This window comes from Caldalkalibacillus mannanilyticus JCM 10596 (genome assembly GCF_000615945.1).
Lineage (GTDB): Bacteria > Bacillota > Bacilli > Caldalkalibacillales > JCM-10596 > Bacillus_AT > Bacillus_AT mannanilyticus.
Genome location: NZ_BAMO01000009.1, coordinates 1 through 15,724, shown reverse-complemented (window position 1 = coordinate 15,724; position 15,724 = coordinate 1). Strand labels below are relative to the sequence as shown.

Here is a 15,724-nt window from a genome sequence, read left to right as displayed (position 1 = left end):
AAGGATATTTTTCCCAATGAAGCTAGTGTTTTCTCTCCATCTCTTTTTTATACGAGGAAAACTAAAAAATTATAGATTTGCTTTAGAATTCTGTTTCTGCTTCATTAGAAATTCAACAAATAGAAAATCAATCTCTGAATCTATATCGATGGATCGTTCCTCAGGCATGATAAATAGTAAGGTATCTTCTTGAAAAAGCGATGAATGATTGAGCAGAGCATCTCTTTTCCAGACATAGATGGAGGCATTAAGATCGTAGCATGCAGGGGCATCTTGCCTGCGAAAAACCGGCTTGTTTAATGTCTTCGATAATTGCACAAATCCTCTTTCACTTAATTCTACAAGATTGAAATAAGGAGAACGTCTGGAAGGGGTTCCTGTAATCAGATTGGCAGAAGTGCTTTTTTCTAGTAACTGGACAGCATGATGAATATCAGAGGAATGACGAAGAGGAGAAGTAACATCTAGATCAACAACCGTATCAAAGGTTTGTCCATAAACCTCTTCTACTTTCGCCACACAATGCTGTATGACTGGTATCTTAGGTGCTTGATCCGTTGAAAGCGACGCAGGTCTCTTAATTAAAAAATCAGCTCCCCTTTGAGCCGCAACCTGTAGGATTTGATCTGAATCACTACTTACCGCTATAAACTGAAATAAATGAGAGGCTTTTGCTTGTTCCAGGCTATAAGCAATAAGCGGTTTTCCAGCTAGAATTTTCAAATTCTTATTTCTGATTCCCTTAGACCCTGCACGAGCACATATGTACATAATCTTTTCATTTTTCAATCCATTTCCTTTGCTTATTAGACATTTCGATGGCAGTAACCATCTCCAAAATCTGACAGCCTTCTTTCAGGGTACAAGCATGGTCTACCTTTCCTTCCAGAATGGCTTGATGCTGTAGTAAATAGGTATCATCACGAGTTAGATGATACGTTCGGATCTCATGATTGATCTGAAGCGTTTGTTGCACAAGATCAGCCCTCAAAGAATAATTTTCTGTAAGGATGTTGATCTCTCTTCGATGAATTCGATCAAGGTAATTCACTTGTAATTGGACACTAGGGCAGTCTTTCATTTCAATTAATAAGCTGTAATTGTCATCACTGTCGATTTCCAAAGAGCTATATTTTCCTCCTATTGAGGCAATTCTGTTCCAATCACCATAAAACCATTGGAGATAATCCAATTCATGACTGAGATCTAGGAGAACGCCTCCTCCACGATCTTTCTTAGCCGAGTAACTTTGTCTATAATCTCGATCGAGTCTCCACTCAGGTAGGAATTGCCCGACATACACCTGTGCAGAGATATTTTTTTCTTTTTGTACCAAATCATAGATTTCTCTCATCATTGGATGAAAACGCAAATTATATCCTATATATACTTGCTCAAACTGGTGAATTGGGGTGACTAGAGGCAAATGAAAAAGCGGTTTTTCAATGAGCACAATCCCTTTATAGTCACTCTTAGTGAGAGCAGCAAAAGTCAAATAATGTTCATCAGTTGCATTCGCTAAAATGATATAATGCGGCTTCTCTCTCTCTATTGCTTCCGTTAACGAAGAATATGTAAGGTCAAAGGGGATCGACCTCTTACTGACTACAGCAACATGACAACCAAGCTTTCGTAATAACCTGACATGTCTTTGTCCAATTGAACCATAACCAACCACGATACAATTCATTAGAATACCTCATTTTAGGGATTTAGGTTCTCTAGATTTTGCCCTCTGCCGTGATAGGCATTAGTGAAAAAATGCCGTAAACATAGGGAATAAAATCCTCTACAAAATCCTTCATTCTCTCCTATACATTCAATCGCAAGACTATTGAGTGAAGAAACATCAATCGAAACTTGTTGTTCTCTCTCAATTGTTTGTGTAATGATGCGAGAATCTCTTAAGTTAATAATAGCCGTCATAAGACAGTCTGATTTATTTTGTATTTGTATAAGAGCAGAAGGTTTGCTATCTACAGCTCTAAAATAAACCTTGGGTTCCGTATTACATAATTGAAAAATTTGACCAGAAATTTTTTCTACATAGGGACAATGGTTTTTTTGTTTTTTTTTTCGAATTCTTTTTCCCTTTGAAGTAACGTTGTTTCCGTTCACCATAACGATCGTTTTTTGATTGTTGGCTTGAAAGATTTTTGGATTTTGGTTGTTTACCTGATTTACTTTTGTTTGTTGGACGGTGCGCTTTGCTTTATTAAAACTTTTTATGATTGAGTTTCTGTTTTTATGCTGAATTTTTTTATTTTGTGTTATCTTCATCTCAGCACCTCCTCTCTATTGCTCGCTGTATTCTTTTGTGCTCTGTTACCTATTGTTATGATTATCTTATTTCAAAAATAAGAAGAAGGACCGTGAATTTAGAGCTTTCAATGAAAAATGGTGAATGTACCTAGGGATGAATGTCCTATCAATATTTGTCTAAAGTAATACATTAGTAAGGAGTACGTGAAGACGAAAAAGGAGAGATGTTTATGAGCTGTTCAAGCCGTTCTGTTGTTTGCTGTGGAATGAAACAGGAGCTTGTTCAAGATTGTGTGGAGTGTCGATGGGTCATTGTCGATTCTACTCCCTTTACCATATATCAATCCAATGAAATTGTTTCCGCTTCAGGAAGCATTGAGGTCTCGAGTACAACGTCGGGCATGAGTGAGATTCGTGTATCTTTTTTAATCGGTGAAACGATAATCAAGCAGCTCACCTTAGCTCCAGCACAATGTATGTCTTTTACCATTGTTGGATTTGACTCTATTTCTCTTACTGGGGATGCTGATTCTTCCTTAGAAAGTGCCACTGGAAGGTTTTGTTTAACACCAAGGTACCAAGTCGTCTAAGTATGTTGCACTTTTTCCACACTAATTTCTTATTTTTTAATAGGGCTGAAAGTTGACTGTGATATTTATTTCTCCTGTTGCAACAACAATTGATGGATCAATTTGAACAGTATCTACTCCCACAATGGTAAACGATTTGTATTCTCCAGGTTGAACAATGAGTTGAAAAGGGAGGGCGGGCGCATCTATTCCCCCACGAAAAAATGATACCTGAACCGATCCATTTGATGATTGATTATTGAGGATATAGCCTGACATAGCCACGAGTTGATCTGAAGAGAAAGGGAGCACTGGAGATGCTTCAGCAGACCATGGGTGATTCATTTGATTGGGAATTAGGGAAGAAGAACAACACTTGTTTAACATGACTATTTCCTCCTGCCTGTTATAGATCTCAAAAGAAAAACTGTATGTAGCGGCTTCCTCTTAGTGAGGAAGCACTTGAATATTCTTCCTATACATCAACAGCACCATCATTACATTGGGTTTGCGTTAAACACCATGTGTAATTCTCCTGTAGCCAAATCACCCGCCGCAGTCGTTACGACCTGAACAGCATCAGCCCCAACGGCGAAGAAGCTTTGATATTGTCCTGGTGCCACCGAAAAGGGAGTTCCTAATACAGCGGTTCCTTTCAATAAAGAAATTTGGGCATCCCCCGTAGAAGATGCATTGTTGAGGACATATCCAGAAAGTGCACCAAATGCTGAACCTATTCCCGTAGAGATAAAATAGGTTGTAGCAACTGTAGCCACATCGTAAGTGATATTGGTTTGGAAGGGAAGATACGTAGGAGAAGCTTTGACATTATCGTAAGGCATGTTGTCTTCCTCCTTTCAACTTTGATACTCAATTATATTCAAACCCTTTTGTACTTGCCTGTAGCATCTTCCCTACACCATTCGTGGACTTTTAAGTTAGGAAAAAGGACGTGACCTGTTTTTTCTTTGCTCTTCTTGTATTCCACATAATCGATCCATACCAATCTGAAAATTGGTAATAAGACTCTGACAAATCAAAGCCAATCGATCATATAGCTCAAATTGGAGCATTAAGGCTTCTCTTACCTTTAATAACGAATGAAGCGGCCCTAATACATTCACTTGGTGACAACATACCAAAACAACTTGTTGAAAATAAACCACATGAACCTGAGGAGATAAAAATCGATTTAACTCTCTAAAGTTTTGTTCGAACACTTGAAGTAATATTTCTCTTGAATCCGCCATGCCTTTTTCCTCGATCAATTCGAAGGCTCGCTCACACTTATTTTTTCTTTCAACAGCTACGGTTTCCAATGCACGATACATTCCCATATATTTTTTTAATTCAGTGATGAAGCTTTCTTTTTTCTGCTTTCTTTCAAGCAGGTTGATTTCGAGCTTCTTGTCGCTGATAAGCTGATGGAGGGGATAAGGAAGAGAGGAATGGCAGTATTGATCAATAACATTAGAAATACTATCCAGCTTCGTTCCCTTAATCTTAACTCCTCTCTTGGTTGTATTTACAACCGTGATATGGGGATTCTCCTCAATTAATTGCTCAAACATCAGTTTAAATTGGTGCCATGTTCTATTCGTAGGAATACTCTTCCCCTCATTACTCTGCACATGTAGGGTAGGTTCTAGATGTAAGCGACTCACGATCTCTTTGCCCGAGCCTTCTAAATACCTTGATTCCTTGCTATGTGTGGTTTGGTTAGGACCGTAAGCAAGATCCTGCCCCACCATAACGATCGGATTGGCTCCCATATAAACCGCCGCTTCAAAAGCAAAATGAGCCACACTAATTCCAGCAAAAAGACCACTTCCATCCCCAATGATCTGATTAATAAAATGACTGCTATCCTTAGAACGAAAAATAGGAATACGAGGACCTGAAAATGTCTTGTATATTCTAGGATCAACAACAGCAAGTGCCAAAAGGGATATCTCCTCTGGATACTTTTGATTCTCATAATTTAAATGATACGTGTCCAAATTTCTTTCAGAGATACAAATTGCATCGGGAAGTATTTCTCTTTTCATCAAAGGGATGGCTGCGGAGTCACAACAGAAAATTAATCCTTTTCCTTTCACCCTTTTTAATTCGAGTACATCTTGATCCAAGGAGGGTCCATTAGCAATAATAAAAGCGGGTACATTCTTATACTTGTCTTTTAGTGAGCCTAAATAAGGATTTTCCAGTATCTCATTCGTATTTGCTACAATATGATGAAAGCCCAGCAATGAATCATAGAGATCGTTACCAAACGCTTTGATTTGTAGCATAAACGTATCGAAAATTTGTGATTGGATATCGCTATATTCCTTTCTAAAGATCCTTGAATGAGGAGTGTACACAATAGAAGGGGCTGTCAAATAAATAAACTGTACAGTAGAAAGAAAGGCTGAGAAGCTTGGTGAGAACTCTTCAAATGTTCCTACAAAAAAAATAAATTTGCCTGTTTTCATCAAGGGCTCTAAATCAAAAAAATGAAGCATAGCTGTAAAAAGAAAAAGATCTTGTTCAAAGACAATAACAAAGTGATCTTTATGGATTTTTTTGAACAATTCTATCAAGGGATAACCAAATCCACAGCCATATACTAATAAGGTTCTAACATTCTCAACATGCAGTTGATTTGCCCAGTTTTGCGCTTGAATCAAAGGTTCTCTGCTTGTCAGATGGAACAAGTGATTCCCCTTTCGATACCGGCATATTGGATCTCCATCCTTGGTGAATTGGATATCGATTCGATTCCACACCTCACGAAGGTCCAACTTACCAAGCTGCTGCTGGATAAATGGGGACAATAAACGAAGGTTCTTTTCATAGAGCTGCTTTCCATCATGATGGTTGTTCTGTCTTCCTATCATGCACCTCACTCTCCTTTATCCATTTCCTCACTAGGGGCTGTAAATCATACTCTAGAAGATCAAGAACCCCAATAAAATCCATATTTTGAATCAAGGAATCTAATTGATTGATCCAGATCGCGATAATTTCTAGATTCTCTAATTCATCGAAATACAGTTCGATCACACGCTCTAATAGCTGTAGTGTACGGATAAATGCTTCATATCCAGCAACATCGTGATCTAGCTTCCAATTTTCTATACAAGATTGGAGAGCTTGCTGAAGAAGGAGCAGTTCTTTGTTCATCTCTCGCTTCATTCATTTCCCCCCTTCTCTATTCATTTTTTTTGAAATGATAGCAATCCCATATTCATCTTTTTCTTGATAGCTTATTTGACATCTAGGAAAAATACGCTCTAGTTCGGCTAAGCCTAAGCCTTTTGTTGTATAGGACAGATAGGGATCTAATTGTCGTTCTCTTTCTTTTAGCAGATTAGCAGTGAGAATAATTCCATTTTTATTTAAGTGATTAAGAAGCTCTTGAGCTATTTTTTTCTGAAATGATTCATCAAGTATATGCATAAGCACTCCCAGAATAAGAATAAGATCAAACTTTTGATCTTCCAAAGGAAGCTCACCGGGCAAGGAATAACGAAACTGTACAGAGTCTACTTGTGTCTTGGCTCTTTCTACAAGTCTAGAATTAAACTCAATCCCCAACATTTTCTCAGGGCTTGCTCCCCAGGCAATTAATTTTCTCAACCAACCTGCATCTCCACAGCCCACATCAACAATACGCAGCTTCTCAAATTGATTCCATCCATGTTCCTCTACCATTCCACGAACAATCGTTTCCTCCACTTGTACTTTAAAGTCTAAGTAAAAATGAGAGTATTTGAGATTCTCTTCCCACCATTCTCTCATTCGTTCCTTCTCTTTCTTCCACTGCTTTTCTCTACTTTCTCTATCAATTTGACTCTTATTGGGATGAAATTTTTTCCATTCCCTTTTCTCATACCAGTATAAGTTTCGTATGATTTGTTGCATGGAATGATTGATCTTCTGTTGAAATTGGTTCAAATTATAGAGATGATCTTTTATTTCTTCCTGTGTCCATAATAAAGGGATTAGATTTCTTGATTGTTCTTTTATGTGACTAATTCGCTCAATCAACTCTCCCTTATCCAGATTTTCTGAATCCATCTCGTTCACCCTCTCCTGACCCCTCGCATAAGTACAGCTCATATTACAATATGGCTTTTTGACTCTATTTGCTGTAATGAATAAGCTGATTTCTTGGAGTAGAAATTTGTCCCTTGTCACAAAATGAAGAAGAGAAAACGGAAAGCACACGTAAGAGGAGGAAGACATATGAGAAGTACAATAGAGCGCCAAGAAATGATGATTGAGGGACAAAAAATGACCATTACAAGCCTTAGCAAGCCCCTATGGGAAAAGAAAGGGCTGCTTAAACTGCACTTTCTCCAATATCTCCTTGACGTGGCGCCAGTCATGTTGCCTTTTTTACAAAATAGGGCCTTAACCCTTATTCGTTATCCTCATGGGGCAGAGAAGGAATTTTTTTATCAAAAAAATACCCCTGATTATGCACCAGAGTTTGTTCAGACTCATTCTATCGAAGGGATTCACTATACGGTATGTCAAGATGTACCCACCTTGATTTGGCTCGGAAATCAGCTCGCCTTTGAATACCATATTCCTTTTCAATTAATCCATTCCACAGGTCCTTCAGAAATTGTTTTTGATCTAGATCCTCCCTCCAGAGGTGAATTCCAGCTCGCCATTGAGGCTGCTCTGATGATCAAAGAAATCTTGGATAAACTCCATTTACTTTCTTATGTCAAAACTTCCGGAAATAAAGGGCTGCAAATCTACATCCCCTTACCAGAAAATACATATTCCTACGAGGATACTCGAAGATTTACTCAGTTTATCGCTCAATACCTAGTAACGAAAGAGCCTGCTTGGTTTACGATTGAACGACTGAAAAAAAAGAGAGATCAAAAGCTTTATGTCGACTATATCAGCATGCAGAAGGAAAAACTATTATCTCCCCCTATTCAGTAAGAGGCAATCCAGAAGCCTTAGTTGCCTGTCCCTTGTATTGGACAGAGGTCAAAAATGATCTTCGTCCTGAGGCTTATCCCTTAGATTCTATCCACGATCGATTAAAAAAAGAAAAATGCCCCTTTTCTAGTTACTTTGACAGTAAAAAGAAACAGCATTTTTCTCCTGTTCTGGAATGGCTCTCTGCTCAGGGAAGATGATGAAAATAAGTACACATTACAAGTTACTGTGAGTGCTTAACAACTTCAAAATTTTCAGCAATGAGCAGCCAATTTTGTGGAAAGGGAAGCCCAAGCTTCCAATAGCTTATCCCTCGTAAACCAAGCTCCTTAATCAAATTAAATTTTGCTTGAATCGAGCGCGCATCCTCAAACCATACCTTATGCGCTCTTCCTTGCTCATCTATATAATCAAAATGAGGTGCTTGAGCTGTAAAATCGTATTGGATCGCTACATTTTGATCCCGCGCCAGCTCTATGGCAGCTTGAGGACTGAGTGCTCTCGCATATTCTCCTCCTGGAACATAGGGGAGCGTCCAATCATAGCCATACAAATTTTGCCCCATCATGATCTTAGATGCCGGCATTTCTGAAAGAGCATACTCAATGACCTGTCGTACAGGACCTATCGGAGATACCGCCATGGGTGGTCCACCACTATATCCCCATTCATACGTCATCAACACAACAAAATCAACAATCTCCCATGAGCTCTGTAGTCATGCGCCTCATACCATTGACCTGGCTGATCTGCCCTTGTTTTTGGAGCTAGTGCGGTAGAAATTAAATAGCCCTCTGCACGAATCCGCTCTGCCGCCTTCCGCAGAAAACGGTTATACGCACCTCTATCTTCAGGAGGTAAAAATTCAAAATCAAAATGAATGTCACGATACCCGACCTCTCTAGCTATCCGTAAGATTTCATCTAACAGACGATTCTGAAGCTCTTCATCATTTAGAATAATCGATCCCAATTCAGCACTGAATTGTCCCCCTTCTAAATTGGTGACAACCATCATCAGAGTAGCTCCCTGAGCCGCTGCAATGCTTGGGAGTTCTCCAAGAGGAGGACCTTTTAATGATCCATCCCTTTGCAGCTCATAGCTAAAAGGTGCCAAATAAGTCAGATATGGAGCAGCCCTGCGGCTATCTTGCAGAAGAGCTTCACTAACTTCAGTTCCTCTTGGCTCCACATAGGCATTGGTTTCAGCTCTCACTCTAGGTCTTGGAGGAATATAGAGCCTCAGCCCTACAGGTAAGGGAGTTTCGAGCGATAGCTGATTGATCTGAGCTAATTGAAGATAGGAAACTCCCAAGCGCTGACCAATACTATATAGACTATCTCCTGGTCTAACCCAATAAAACATGCCAACAATAGGGATGACAAGTGCTTGCCCGACAACGAGTCGGCTTGGATCAGGAATCTCGTTAGCACGAACCAAATCCTCTACTCTAGTTGAGTAAGCTTGTGCAATCCCAAACAATGATTCTCCTTGATTTACCACATGAATTTGCATAATAGGTCTCCTTACCATCATCAATATTTAGACACAACTAGGCTTTTTCTATGGTAAATATATTCCGATTCTTAGAAATGGGTTCCAATAATCTTAGCTTTCTCTTTTCTCAGGGGTATTGCTTTTTAATAGGGTGTACAGATCGGCTACTGACTGCATCGCGTAGATCTTCTGCTCAACTTTAGCCCCTTGTAGCAGCACAATACAAGGGACACTCGAAATCTCCCACTGCTGTATGATATCTGGTACTCTATTGACATTACACTTATACATGATTGCTTCAGGGATCGCCTCTAAGGTTATTTCTAGCATCTTAGAAGCCATCTTGCACGTCCCGCAAAAAGGTGTATAAAAAAAGAGAGCAACGGCTCCCTTATTAAATTTAATCAGCCCTTCCAGCTCTGGTTGGTTTAATTCCCGCATTGTATTCTTATCCCCCATTAAAGCTACTTTCTTTCTTACTTACTTTCTTACTTTCTTACTTTCTTACTTTCTTGCTTTATTTATTTGTCTAGTACTGTTATCCCACTGACCACAGCTCGCCCATCCTTCATTTTTATATGGACATGTAAGCGGTGTGCTTGTTGCTCTAGTTCTAACGCATTTCTTTCATTTGTATAGTACCTGCCCAGCATAAAATCGACTCGATTGTGACTCCCTTCGGCATACAAATATTTTGCCGTCAGATAGTTTCTTCCTTTAGGAGGAGTTCGAAATACCTGATCCACTCGATGCACATTTCCGTCTTGTTTAAATGTGATGTAGAGTAAGTCACCGTAGGAATAGTCCTCCTCTTGAAAGACTTGCTTTGCCACTCTTTCTTCTTCATAAGCTAAGGTCACATAGGCACCGCGAAAAGGATCGTAGGGATCAATGGGAGCAGATTGCAAGGTGATTTCCTCCCCAGTCCACTCTACTTGATAATGAGTAAATAGAATAAAGAGTAAAAACAGTACCTGAAGCAATATGCTAAAAGGTTACGCCATTTCATTATTCTCTCCCCCTTTCTTCCGCCAAAAATAGCCAATAACAAAAAGGAGAATGGCTCCTAATAGGAAAAAGAGAGACTTATTCAATAATCCCCATGTCGCTTGGATATAAAAGAAAAATACAGTCAAGGAAAAATAGACAAGACCTTCGACATCTCTTTTTAAAAAGCGGATGAACCCGATCAAAAGTAATAAGATAAGGAAGAACCACTTAAAGGTATGAAAAGACCATGATAGCTTTTCAACGAAGGGTACCATTGCCTCAAAATGATAATAAGCCATCAGCGTAAGATAGACAAGCGAGTAAAGCAATGGGAGTAGATACTCTTTACTCTGAAGGTACTTGACCCCATAGGCTCCAAGCGCAAACAGGCTGGTCAAGACAATGATCCATATTTCCCCTGAGACAACACCCTGAAACGAAGTGTAGGGTCCCATCATAATGAGAAGCATTAATTGAACAAAGATAACCCAAGGGGTCAGTTTCTGCCCCAGATAACGTCCAAAGCTCTCCTTCGCATACAACAAACTGCCTGCCATCAGCACAGGTGCCACTAAAGCAACTCCGAAGTAAGTTAGATCTTCATTCAGCTTATTAAATAAGGCGATTGTAAACATTCCCAGCAAAATATAATAACCCACTGTGCTAATACGTTCTTTCAGAAATTGAGAGATCCAATACATTGCGACAATCCCTAAAAGACTCCACGTCCAAGGGCGATCAAATTCGAAGGCTTCTGTCCAATAGCTAAACAGAAAAAGAAAGGTAGCAAAAACAGCTAAGATTTTTGAACGATGCTTATAGCAATAATAGCTGCTGACAAACGCCCAAACCAATAAAGCATAACCATTGTAAGCAACAATATGATACATCTGCCCTATCAAAAAAATACTAGCCCCAAAAATGGCGACACCCGCTAAGTCGAATTGAAAACTGACGAGTTTCCGCTCTTCATATTTGAGTGCTAAGCTGTAACAAGCGATCATGCTGGTAAATAGCAACACCAGTCGCAAGGGAATAGAAATCCCATCCCAATTAGCTGCAATGAAGGTCAGGATACTGAGTCCTAAAAAAATCGTGGCAACAATAAAGAAAATTGTAGTGCTTTGAAGCTTCTTAGAAACAGGGTAATGATCAGAAAGATAGTGTATAAAGTCCTCTGAAACCTTCCCCTCTTCCCTCCATTTCTTCGCTTCCTGTAACAACCATTCATTTCTGGTCATTCGTTATCTCCAACCTCTCTTCCCCCTTAGGGGTTAAATATGTTGAGTCGGGAATCACTTGATACGAAACCACTTCCTCCTGCTGATTATAGGTAAAAGCAAATTCAACAGGCTCATTCTCTTCTTCTAACATATACGGCAAAAATAGAGGAATATTACTAACAGCTAGACCACTATCCATAATCCAAGAAAGGCTTTTCCATTCTAGTTTTCCTTCTTGCCCTGACACAACTAGTGGTGTATCCGACCTAGCAACGAAGACATACATTCCCCCTTCATGGTTCCATGTCACTACTCCTCGGAAGTGAATATCTCTCAAATCAATATGTAATCCCGTTTCTTCTTGTATTTCTCTCTGACATGAATGAAGGGGAGTTTCTTCTGCTTCAATTTTCCCGCCTACTCCATTCCACTTGTTTTTATTGGGAGCTTTATTTCTAAACAACATAAGAAATTCATTTTGATAACGGATAAAACATAATGTAAACTTAATTTCCATCATAACCACCTTAATTGTAGAATACATTTTCTTATACTGTACATAAAATTGTACTTTTTTACTACTTTTTTGATATACTATATCAGGAAAGTTTAGTATACCGAATTAAATATGAATAAGAAGAGGTGTTTAACATGGGAAACCTTCAGCATACAGATTCCCTAGAACAAATCCTGCAACAATTTAATGCTATTGATCAACGTATTAGTCATTATAAAGAAGTGATAGCTTTAGTCTACTGGGATCTACAAACGACTGCGCCGAAAAAAGGCAAGCCTTTTCGTTCTGAGGCATACGGCACCCTTTCCTCGGATATGTTTCATATTACACTCTCAGATGAATTGAAACAAACATTGGAGAAGCTTTCAGAACCAGAAATATATTCACAGCTTGATCCCGTTACACAAGGTAAAGTGAGGGAGCGTACGAAAGAAATCGAAAAGCTAAGTAAGATTCCTGCTGACTTACACAAGGAATATATTATACATACCTCCAAAGCACACGATGTTTGGGAAGAAGCCAAGTCCAAAAACGATTTTAGCATTTTTCAGCCTGCACTAGAAAAAATGGTAGAATACAAAAGAAAATTTATTGAGTTATATGGTTATGAGAAGCATCCTTATGATGCCCTCCTTGACGAATACGAGCCAGGCATCACAGTTGAACATCTTGATCCATTATTTGCTGATCTTAGGGAGAAAACCATCGCTCTATTACGCAAAATTCAGAATGCTGCCTCCCAGCCTCGAAAGGATTTATTTAATCAGCCTTTTGACATTGGAAAGCAAAAAGAGTTAAGCCTACTCATTCTTTCAAAATTAGGCTATGATTTTCAGGCTGGAAGATTGGATGAGAGTGTTCATCCCTTTGCCACTGGAATCAATGTTGGAGATGTACGAATTACAACTCGATATATGGAAAATGACATGAGAAGCTCCTTATTTGGCTCGATCCATGAATGTGGGCATGCTCTCTATGAGCAAGGGATTGATGAATCCTTTATTGGGACCGTCTTAGCAGATGGAACCTCCATGGGAATCCATGAATCGCAATCTAGATTTCTAGAAAATATGATTGGACGAAGCTTTGAATTCTGGAAATTCTTCTACCTGATGTGCAACAATTCTTCCCTGAACAATTTTCTTCTCTCGATGTAGAAGAGTTTTACAGGGCGGTTAATGTTGTCGAACCGACACTCATAAGAGTAGAGGCAGACGAACTTACCTACAATCTCCATATTATTGTGCGCTATGAGATTGAAAAGGGCTTAATGGAAGGATCAATGGAAGTGAAGGATCTCCCTCAAATCTGGAATGCGAAAATGGAAGAATATCTTGGTATTCGTCCAACGAGTTATGAAGACGGCGTTTTGCAGGACATTCACTGGTCCATGGGAGGATTCGGCTACTTCCCTTCTTACTCCTTAGGTAACCTATACGCTGCTCAATTTGCCAATACTCTACGTAAGGAATTTCCTCATCTTGACGAAATCGTTGCAAAAGGTGACTTCCTTGAGATTCGTGAATGGTTAAGAGAAAAAATCCATCAATACGGCAGACTCTACTCTCCTAAGGAATTGATTATGAGGGTAACGGGTGAAGAACTGAATGCAAATTATTTAGTAGAGTATTTAGAACAAAAGTATTCCAACGTCTACAAGCTATAAACCACACGGCTAATGTGTCATAGATTAATTTTTATAGCAGGATACAGAAACAACGGGATCAAAGAGAAGTTTCTCTGATTAGATTCCCGTTGTTTTTTTCATCGCCTTATTTGTCACCATATGCTTTTGGTAACGCATATTGTAGCAAAACACCACGGACAGCCTCGACAATAAAGGGTTTTCTGCCTCGAATCATTTCAGCTACAAACCTGGTTGTTTCATCCTCCGCTTCAAGAACATATTTTTCTACATAATCACCCAACTGCCATCCATTATGTAGAATCCGTTGATGGTAAGCTGGAAGTAAGAAATGGTGGGAACAGCAGGAATAAAGCTGACCCGCATGATCCACGATACTCGCCCAGCAAAACATCTCATACTTTTGTTCCCGGTTTCGTTCATATCCTACTTCAATGCCTAAGCCACTGGAGCATGTCGGATGTTCTTGCAGGGCAGATCTCGCTCGATTGATTGAACCTTCTTTTGTCTCCTAAGAAGAGCAGGGCTGTTCAGCAACACCGCTTTCTGCTTGGGAAGGATAAAGTGTCGCTGATATATGTATCTGCTTCATGACTTCTTCGACATACTCTATTTTTTGCTTGGATGTGGTTCCAAGGGCGATATGAATCAACAAAATCACTCACCTTCTTTTAGTAGGGTGAATTTATTAGATTGTCTTACTCTATACAAAAATTTATCTCAACGTAACCGTAGCAATTAATATAAGCTTGTCCATATTAGATTAAATAACTTGACTCTTGCAAAAATCTTGTCGTCGAATCACGTATGATATTCTTGAATGCTAAGAAGTTATGCCGAAAGGCACATAGAAAAAGGACATCTCTCTTTTATGAAGAAATTTTAGTTTACCACAACAGAAACTTCCAATAAAAGGAGATGTCTATACTCATGGTAACCTTCTATTCTGCAATCGTCAAGTTCGTTTTATCACTTCAATTACAATTATCTCACCCTCAACACAATCATTTGATCTCCCTTATCCGTGGGATCATTTTGTGTGAAGGTCGTAAGAATATCAGTCAAATTCGCCAAGCTACAGATCAGTATCGTGATCTGAGTTGTATTACACGATTCCTGAAAGAATTTCCTTGGTGTCCTAATCGTGTGCAAAGAAGGCGAATGGAATTTTTAATCAGAAGAATCCAACGTGCACACAGAAAAAAAGGGTGATACCAGATCTATTGTGTTTTTCATCGTGGATGATACGAGTTGCAAAAGGGACTTCACAGCTAGTGACAGAAGAGCATTCTTTTTCCTGGGACTTCCGTCCCTACTTTCGAGAGGAATACTGCAAACAACATCAGTTGTCATTCAAAAGCAAAAATGATTTAGCCATTGAAATGATTCAAGCCTATCCAGAATCAGAAGATGAAATCGTTTATGTGCTGATGAACAGCTGGGTACACTAGTAAGAAGATGATAGATGTTTGCCAAACCAAAGGCTTTCATATGATAGCTGCGGTAAAAACGAATCGTAAAATCAGCTAAAGGGATTCGTATTAAGATTTCAGATTTTGCAGCTACATACATCCAAAAATTTGATCACCACTCCGTTACGGTGGAGAATCAGGGACAGTATTGGGTGTACACCTATGAAGATGCTTTAGGTGAAATAGAAAATGTCAGAGCCTTGCTGTTTTCGGAAAGCGAATTCGATTCGAGCAAAGCTCCGTTTTGTATCCTTTGTACGGATTATAGCCTAGATCTCAACTTCAACGACATGAATAGTCCGTCGGATCACAGACTATGACTTTAGGGACGTCGTAAGACATATACGAAATGAATATTTAGGGCAACTGGTTGTTTATGTTTACGAACAAGCCTTAAGCTCAAAAACCGTTGCATCAAGTTCATAAAATTCTAAAGCTCATTGCGTAACATACTCTATTCGCCTAATAAGCTACCGTATGCCCTTCTCAGAACAATTTATTAAAAACTATAAAACCTAATTACATCCATAAAAAGAAATAAAATAGTTTTTATATGAAATTTTACTTGATTTTCTTTTTTTTATTTTATACTTTTATCTAGG

General features: G+C 39.0%; 17 protein-coding genes and 3 pseudogenes. 5 read left to right on the top strand and 15 right to left on the bottom strand.

What is annotated here, in order from left to right:
- Positions 1–69 precede the first annotated feature (69 nt).
- The 3 genes from JCM10596_RS07030 to JCM10596_RS07020 are packed head-to-tail and all read right to left on the bottom strand — an operon-like array spanning position 70 to position 2,280.
- Entirely contained in the window at positions 70–789 is a 720-nt protein-coding gene (locus JCM10596_RS07030) for an acylneuraminate cytidylyltransferase family protein (protein WP_025026505.1), read from the bottom strand.
- Entirely contained in the window at positions 779–1,690 is a 912-nt protein-coding gene (locus tag JCM10596_RS07025; protein ID WP_025026504.1) for a Gfo/Idh/MocA family protein, read from the bottom strand. Before JCM10596_RS07025 ends, JCM10596_RS07030 begins: the two co-directional genes overlap by 11 nt.
- Before the next feature lie 14 nt (positions 1,691–1,704).
- Positions 1,705–2,280, bottom strand: coding sequence for an S-Ena type endospore appendage (locus tag JCM10596_RS07020; RefSeq protein ID WP_025026503.1), 576 nt, complete (start codon positions 2,278–2,280; stop codon positions 1,705–1,707).
- A gap of 212 nt (positions 2,281–2,492) precedes the next feature.
- Here JCM10596_RS07020 and JCM10596_RS07015 point away from each other — a divergent pair, with 212 nt between their 5' ends.
- Complete coding sequence (locus JCM10596_RS07015; RefSeq protein WP_025026502.1) at positions 2,493–2,852, top strand: S-Ena type endospore appendage; 360 nt, start codon at positions 2,493–2,495, stop codon at positions 2,850–2,852.
- Positions 2,853–2,888: 36 nt separating this feature from the next.
- On the opposite strand, the gene JCM10596_RS07010 is transcribed toward JCM10596_RS07015, so the two are convergent.
- From JCM10596_RS07010 to JCM10596_RS06990, 5 genes are all read right to left on the bottom strand, one after another.
- On the bottom strand, positions 2,889–3,218 hold the full coding sequence (locus tag JCM10596_RS07010) for an S-Ena type endospore appendage (protein WP_025026501.1): 330 nt from the start codon (positions 3,216–3,218) through the stop codon (positions 2,889–2,891).
- 110 nt (positions 3,219–3,328) lie between these two features.
- A complete protein-coding gene (locus JCM10596_RS07005) occupies positions 3,329–3,673 on the bottom strand; it encodes a hypothetical protein (protein WP_025026500.1) in 345 nt (114 codons plus the stop codon).
- A gap of 96 nt (positions 3,674–3,769) precedes the next feature.
- A complete protein-coding gene (locus tag JCM10596_RS07000; protein ID WP_025026499.1) occupies positions 3,770–5,710 on the bottom strand; it encodes a motility associated factor glycosyltransferase family protein in 1,941 nt (646 codons plus the stop codon).
- Positions 5,682–6,008: a hypothetical protein gene (locus JCM10596_RS06995; RefSeq protein WP_025026498.1), complete on the bottom strand. Its 327-nt coding sequence runs from the start codon at positions 6,006–6,008 to the stop codon at positions 5,682–5,684. Before JCM10596_RS06995 ends, JCM10596_RS07000 begins: the two co-directional genes overlap by 29 nt.
- Positions 6,009–6,893 (bottom strand): class I SAM-dependent methyltransferase, encoded by an 885-nt coding sequence (locus JCM10596_RS06990; protein ID WP_025026497.1) that lies wholly within the window; start codon positions 6,891–6,893, stop codon positions 6,009–6,011.
- A 168-nt stretch (positions 6,894–7,061) separates the two neighbouring features.
- Between JCM10596_RS06990 and ligD the strand changes: the two genes are divergently transcribed.
- Entirely contained in the window at positions 7,062–7,778 is a 717-nt protein-coding gene (gene ligD, locus JCM10596_RS24370) for a non-homologous end-joining DNA ligase (RefSeq protein WP_051541217.1), read from the top strand.
- Between the two features lie 32 nt (positions 7,779–7,810).
- A complete protein-coding gene (locus JCM10596_RS31255) occupies positions 7,811–7,978 on the top strand; it encodes a hypothetical protein (RefSeq protein WP_369345612.1) in 168 nt (55 codons plus the stop codon).
- Between the two features lie 23 nt (positions 7,979–8,001).
- Here JCM10596_RS31255 and JCM10596_RS24365 read toward each other — a convergent pair.
- The 5 genes and pseudogenes from JCM10596_RS24365 to JCM10596_RS24355 form a co-directional block, all read right to left on the bottom strand.
- Positions 8,002–9,293, bottom strand: a pseudogene (locus JCM10596_RS24365) (LysM peptidoglycan-binding domain-containing protein).
- Positions 9,294–9,386: 93 nt separating this feature from the next.
- The gene (locus JCM10596_RS06975; RefSeq protein WP_025026496.1) at positions 9,387–9,716 is read right to left on the bottom strand and encodes a thioredoxin family protein; all 330 of its coding nucleotides are present in this window, start codon (positions 9,714–9,716) and stop codon (positions 9,387–9,389) included.
- A gap of 80 nt (positions 9,717–9,796) precedes the next feature.
- Positions 9,797–10,258, bottom strand: coding sequence for a GDYXXLXY domain-containing protein (locus JCM10596_RS27600; protein WP_025026495.1), 462 nt, complete (start codon positions 10,256–10,258; stop codon positions 9,797–9,799).
- Positions 10,259–10,270: 12 nt separating this feature from the next.
- Positions 10,271–11,506: a DUF2157 domain-containing protein gene (locus JCM10596_RS06965; protein ID WP_025026494.1), complete on the bottom strand. Its 1,236-nt coding sequence runs from the start codon at positions 11,504–11,506 to the stop codon at positions 10,271–10,273.
- Complete coding sequence (locus JCM10596_RS24355; protein WP_051541216.1) at positions 11,493–12,005, bottom strand: NUDIX hydrolase; 513 nt, start codon at positions 12,003–12,005, stop codon at positions 11,493–11,495. The genes JCM10596_RS06965 and JCM10596_RS24355 overlap by 14 nt, the downstream gene beginning before the upstream one ends.
- A gap of 134 nt (positions 12,006–12,139) precedes the next feature.
- Between JCM10596_RS24355 and JCM10596_RS24350 the strand changes: the two are divergent.
- Positions 12,140–13,671: pseudogene (locus tag JCM10596_RS24350) on the top strand (carboxypeptidase M32).
- 106 nt (positions 13,672–13,777) lie between these two features.
- Here JCM10596_RS24350 and JCM10596_RS29480 read toward each other — a convergent pair.
- Positions 13,778–14,149: pseudogene (locus JCM10596_RS29480) on the bottom strand (DUF84 family protein); the annotation flags it as partial.
- A gap of 12 nt (positions 14,150–14,161) precedes the next feature.
- The gene (locus JCM10596_RS29475; protein ID WP_159102327.1) at positions 14,162–14,305 is read right to left on the bottom strand and encodes an inosine/xanthosine triphosphatase; all 144 of its coding nucleotides are present in this window, start codon (positions 14,303–14,305) and stop codon (positions 14,162–14,164) included.
- 568 nt (positions 14,306–14,873) lie between these two features.
- Here JCM10596_RS29475 and JCM10596_RS06935 point away from each other — a divergent pair.
- A complete protein-coding gene (locus tag JCM10596_RS06935) occupies positions 14,874–15,101 on the top strand; it encodes a hypothetical protein (protein WP_148302530.1) in 228 nt (75 codons plus the stop codon).
- The last annotated feature ends 623 nt before the right edge of the window (positions 15,102–15,724 follow it).

Excerpts from the sequence above, each read along its gene's own strand:
- JCM10596_RS07015 (WP_025026502.1), top strand. The coding sequence starts at position 2,493 with ATGAGCTGTTCAAGCCGTTCTGTTGTTTGCTGTGGAATGAAACAGGAG.
- JCM10596_RS06975 (WP_025026496.1), bottom strand. The coding sequence starts at position 9,716 with ATGCGGGAATTAAACCAACCAGAGCTGGAAGGGCTGATTAAATTTAAT.
- JCM10596_RS24355 (WP_051541216.1), bottom strand. The coding sequence starts at position 12,005 with ATGGAAATTAAGTTTACATTATGTTTTATCCGTTATCAAAATGAATTT.
- JCM10596_RS07000 (WP_025026499.1), bottom strand. The coding sequence starts at position 5,710 with ATGATAGGAAGACAGAACAACCATCATGATGGAAAGCAGCTCTATGAA.
- ligD (WP_051541217.1), top strand. The coding sequence starts at position 7,062 with ATGAGAAGTACAATAGAGCGCCAAGAAATGATGATTGAGGGACAAAAA.
- JCM10596_RS07005 (WP_025026500.1), bottom strand. The coding sequence starts at position 3,673 with ATGCCTTACGATAATGTCAAAGCTTCTCCTACGTATCTTCCCTTCCAA.
- JCM10596_RS07010 (WP_025026501.1), bottom strand. The coding sequence starts at position 3,218 with ATGTTAAACAAGTGTTGTTCTTCTTCCCTAATTCCCAATCAAATGAAT.
- JCM10596_RS06990 (WP_025026497.1), bottom strand. The coding sequence starts at position 6,893 with ATGGATTCAGAAAATCTGGATAAGGGAGAGTTGATTGAGCGAATTAGT.
- JCM10596_RS06995 (WP_025026498.1), bottom strand. The coding sequence starts at position 6,008 with ATGAAGCGAGAGATGAACAAAGAACTGCTCCTTCTTCAGCAAGCTCTC.
- JCM10596_RS07020 (WP_025026503.1), bottom strand. The coding sequence starts at position 2,280 with ATGAAGATAACACAAAATAAAAAAATTCAGCATAAAAACAGAAACTCA.
- JCM10596_RS06965 (WP_025026494.1), bottom strand. The coding sequence starts at position 11,506 with ATGACCAGAAATGAATGGTTGTTACAGGAAGCGAAGAAATGGAGGGAA.
- JCM10596_RS07025 (WP_025026504.1), bottom strand. The coding sequence starts at position 1,690 with ATGAATTGTATCGTGGTTGGTTATGGTTCAATTGGACAAAGACATGTC.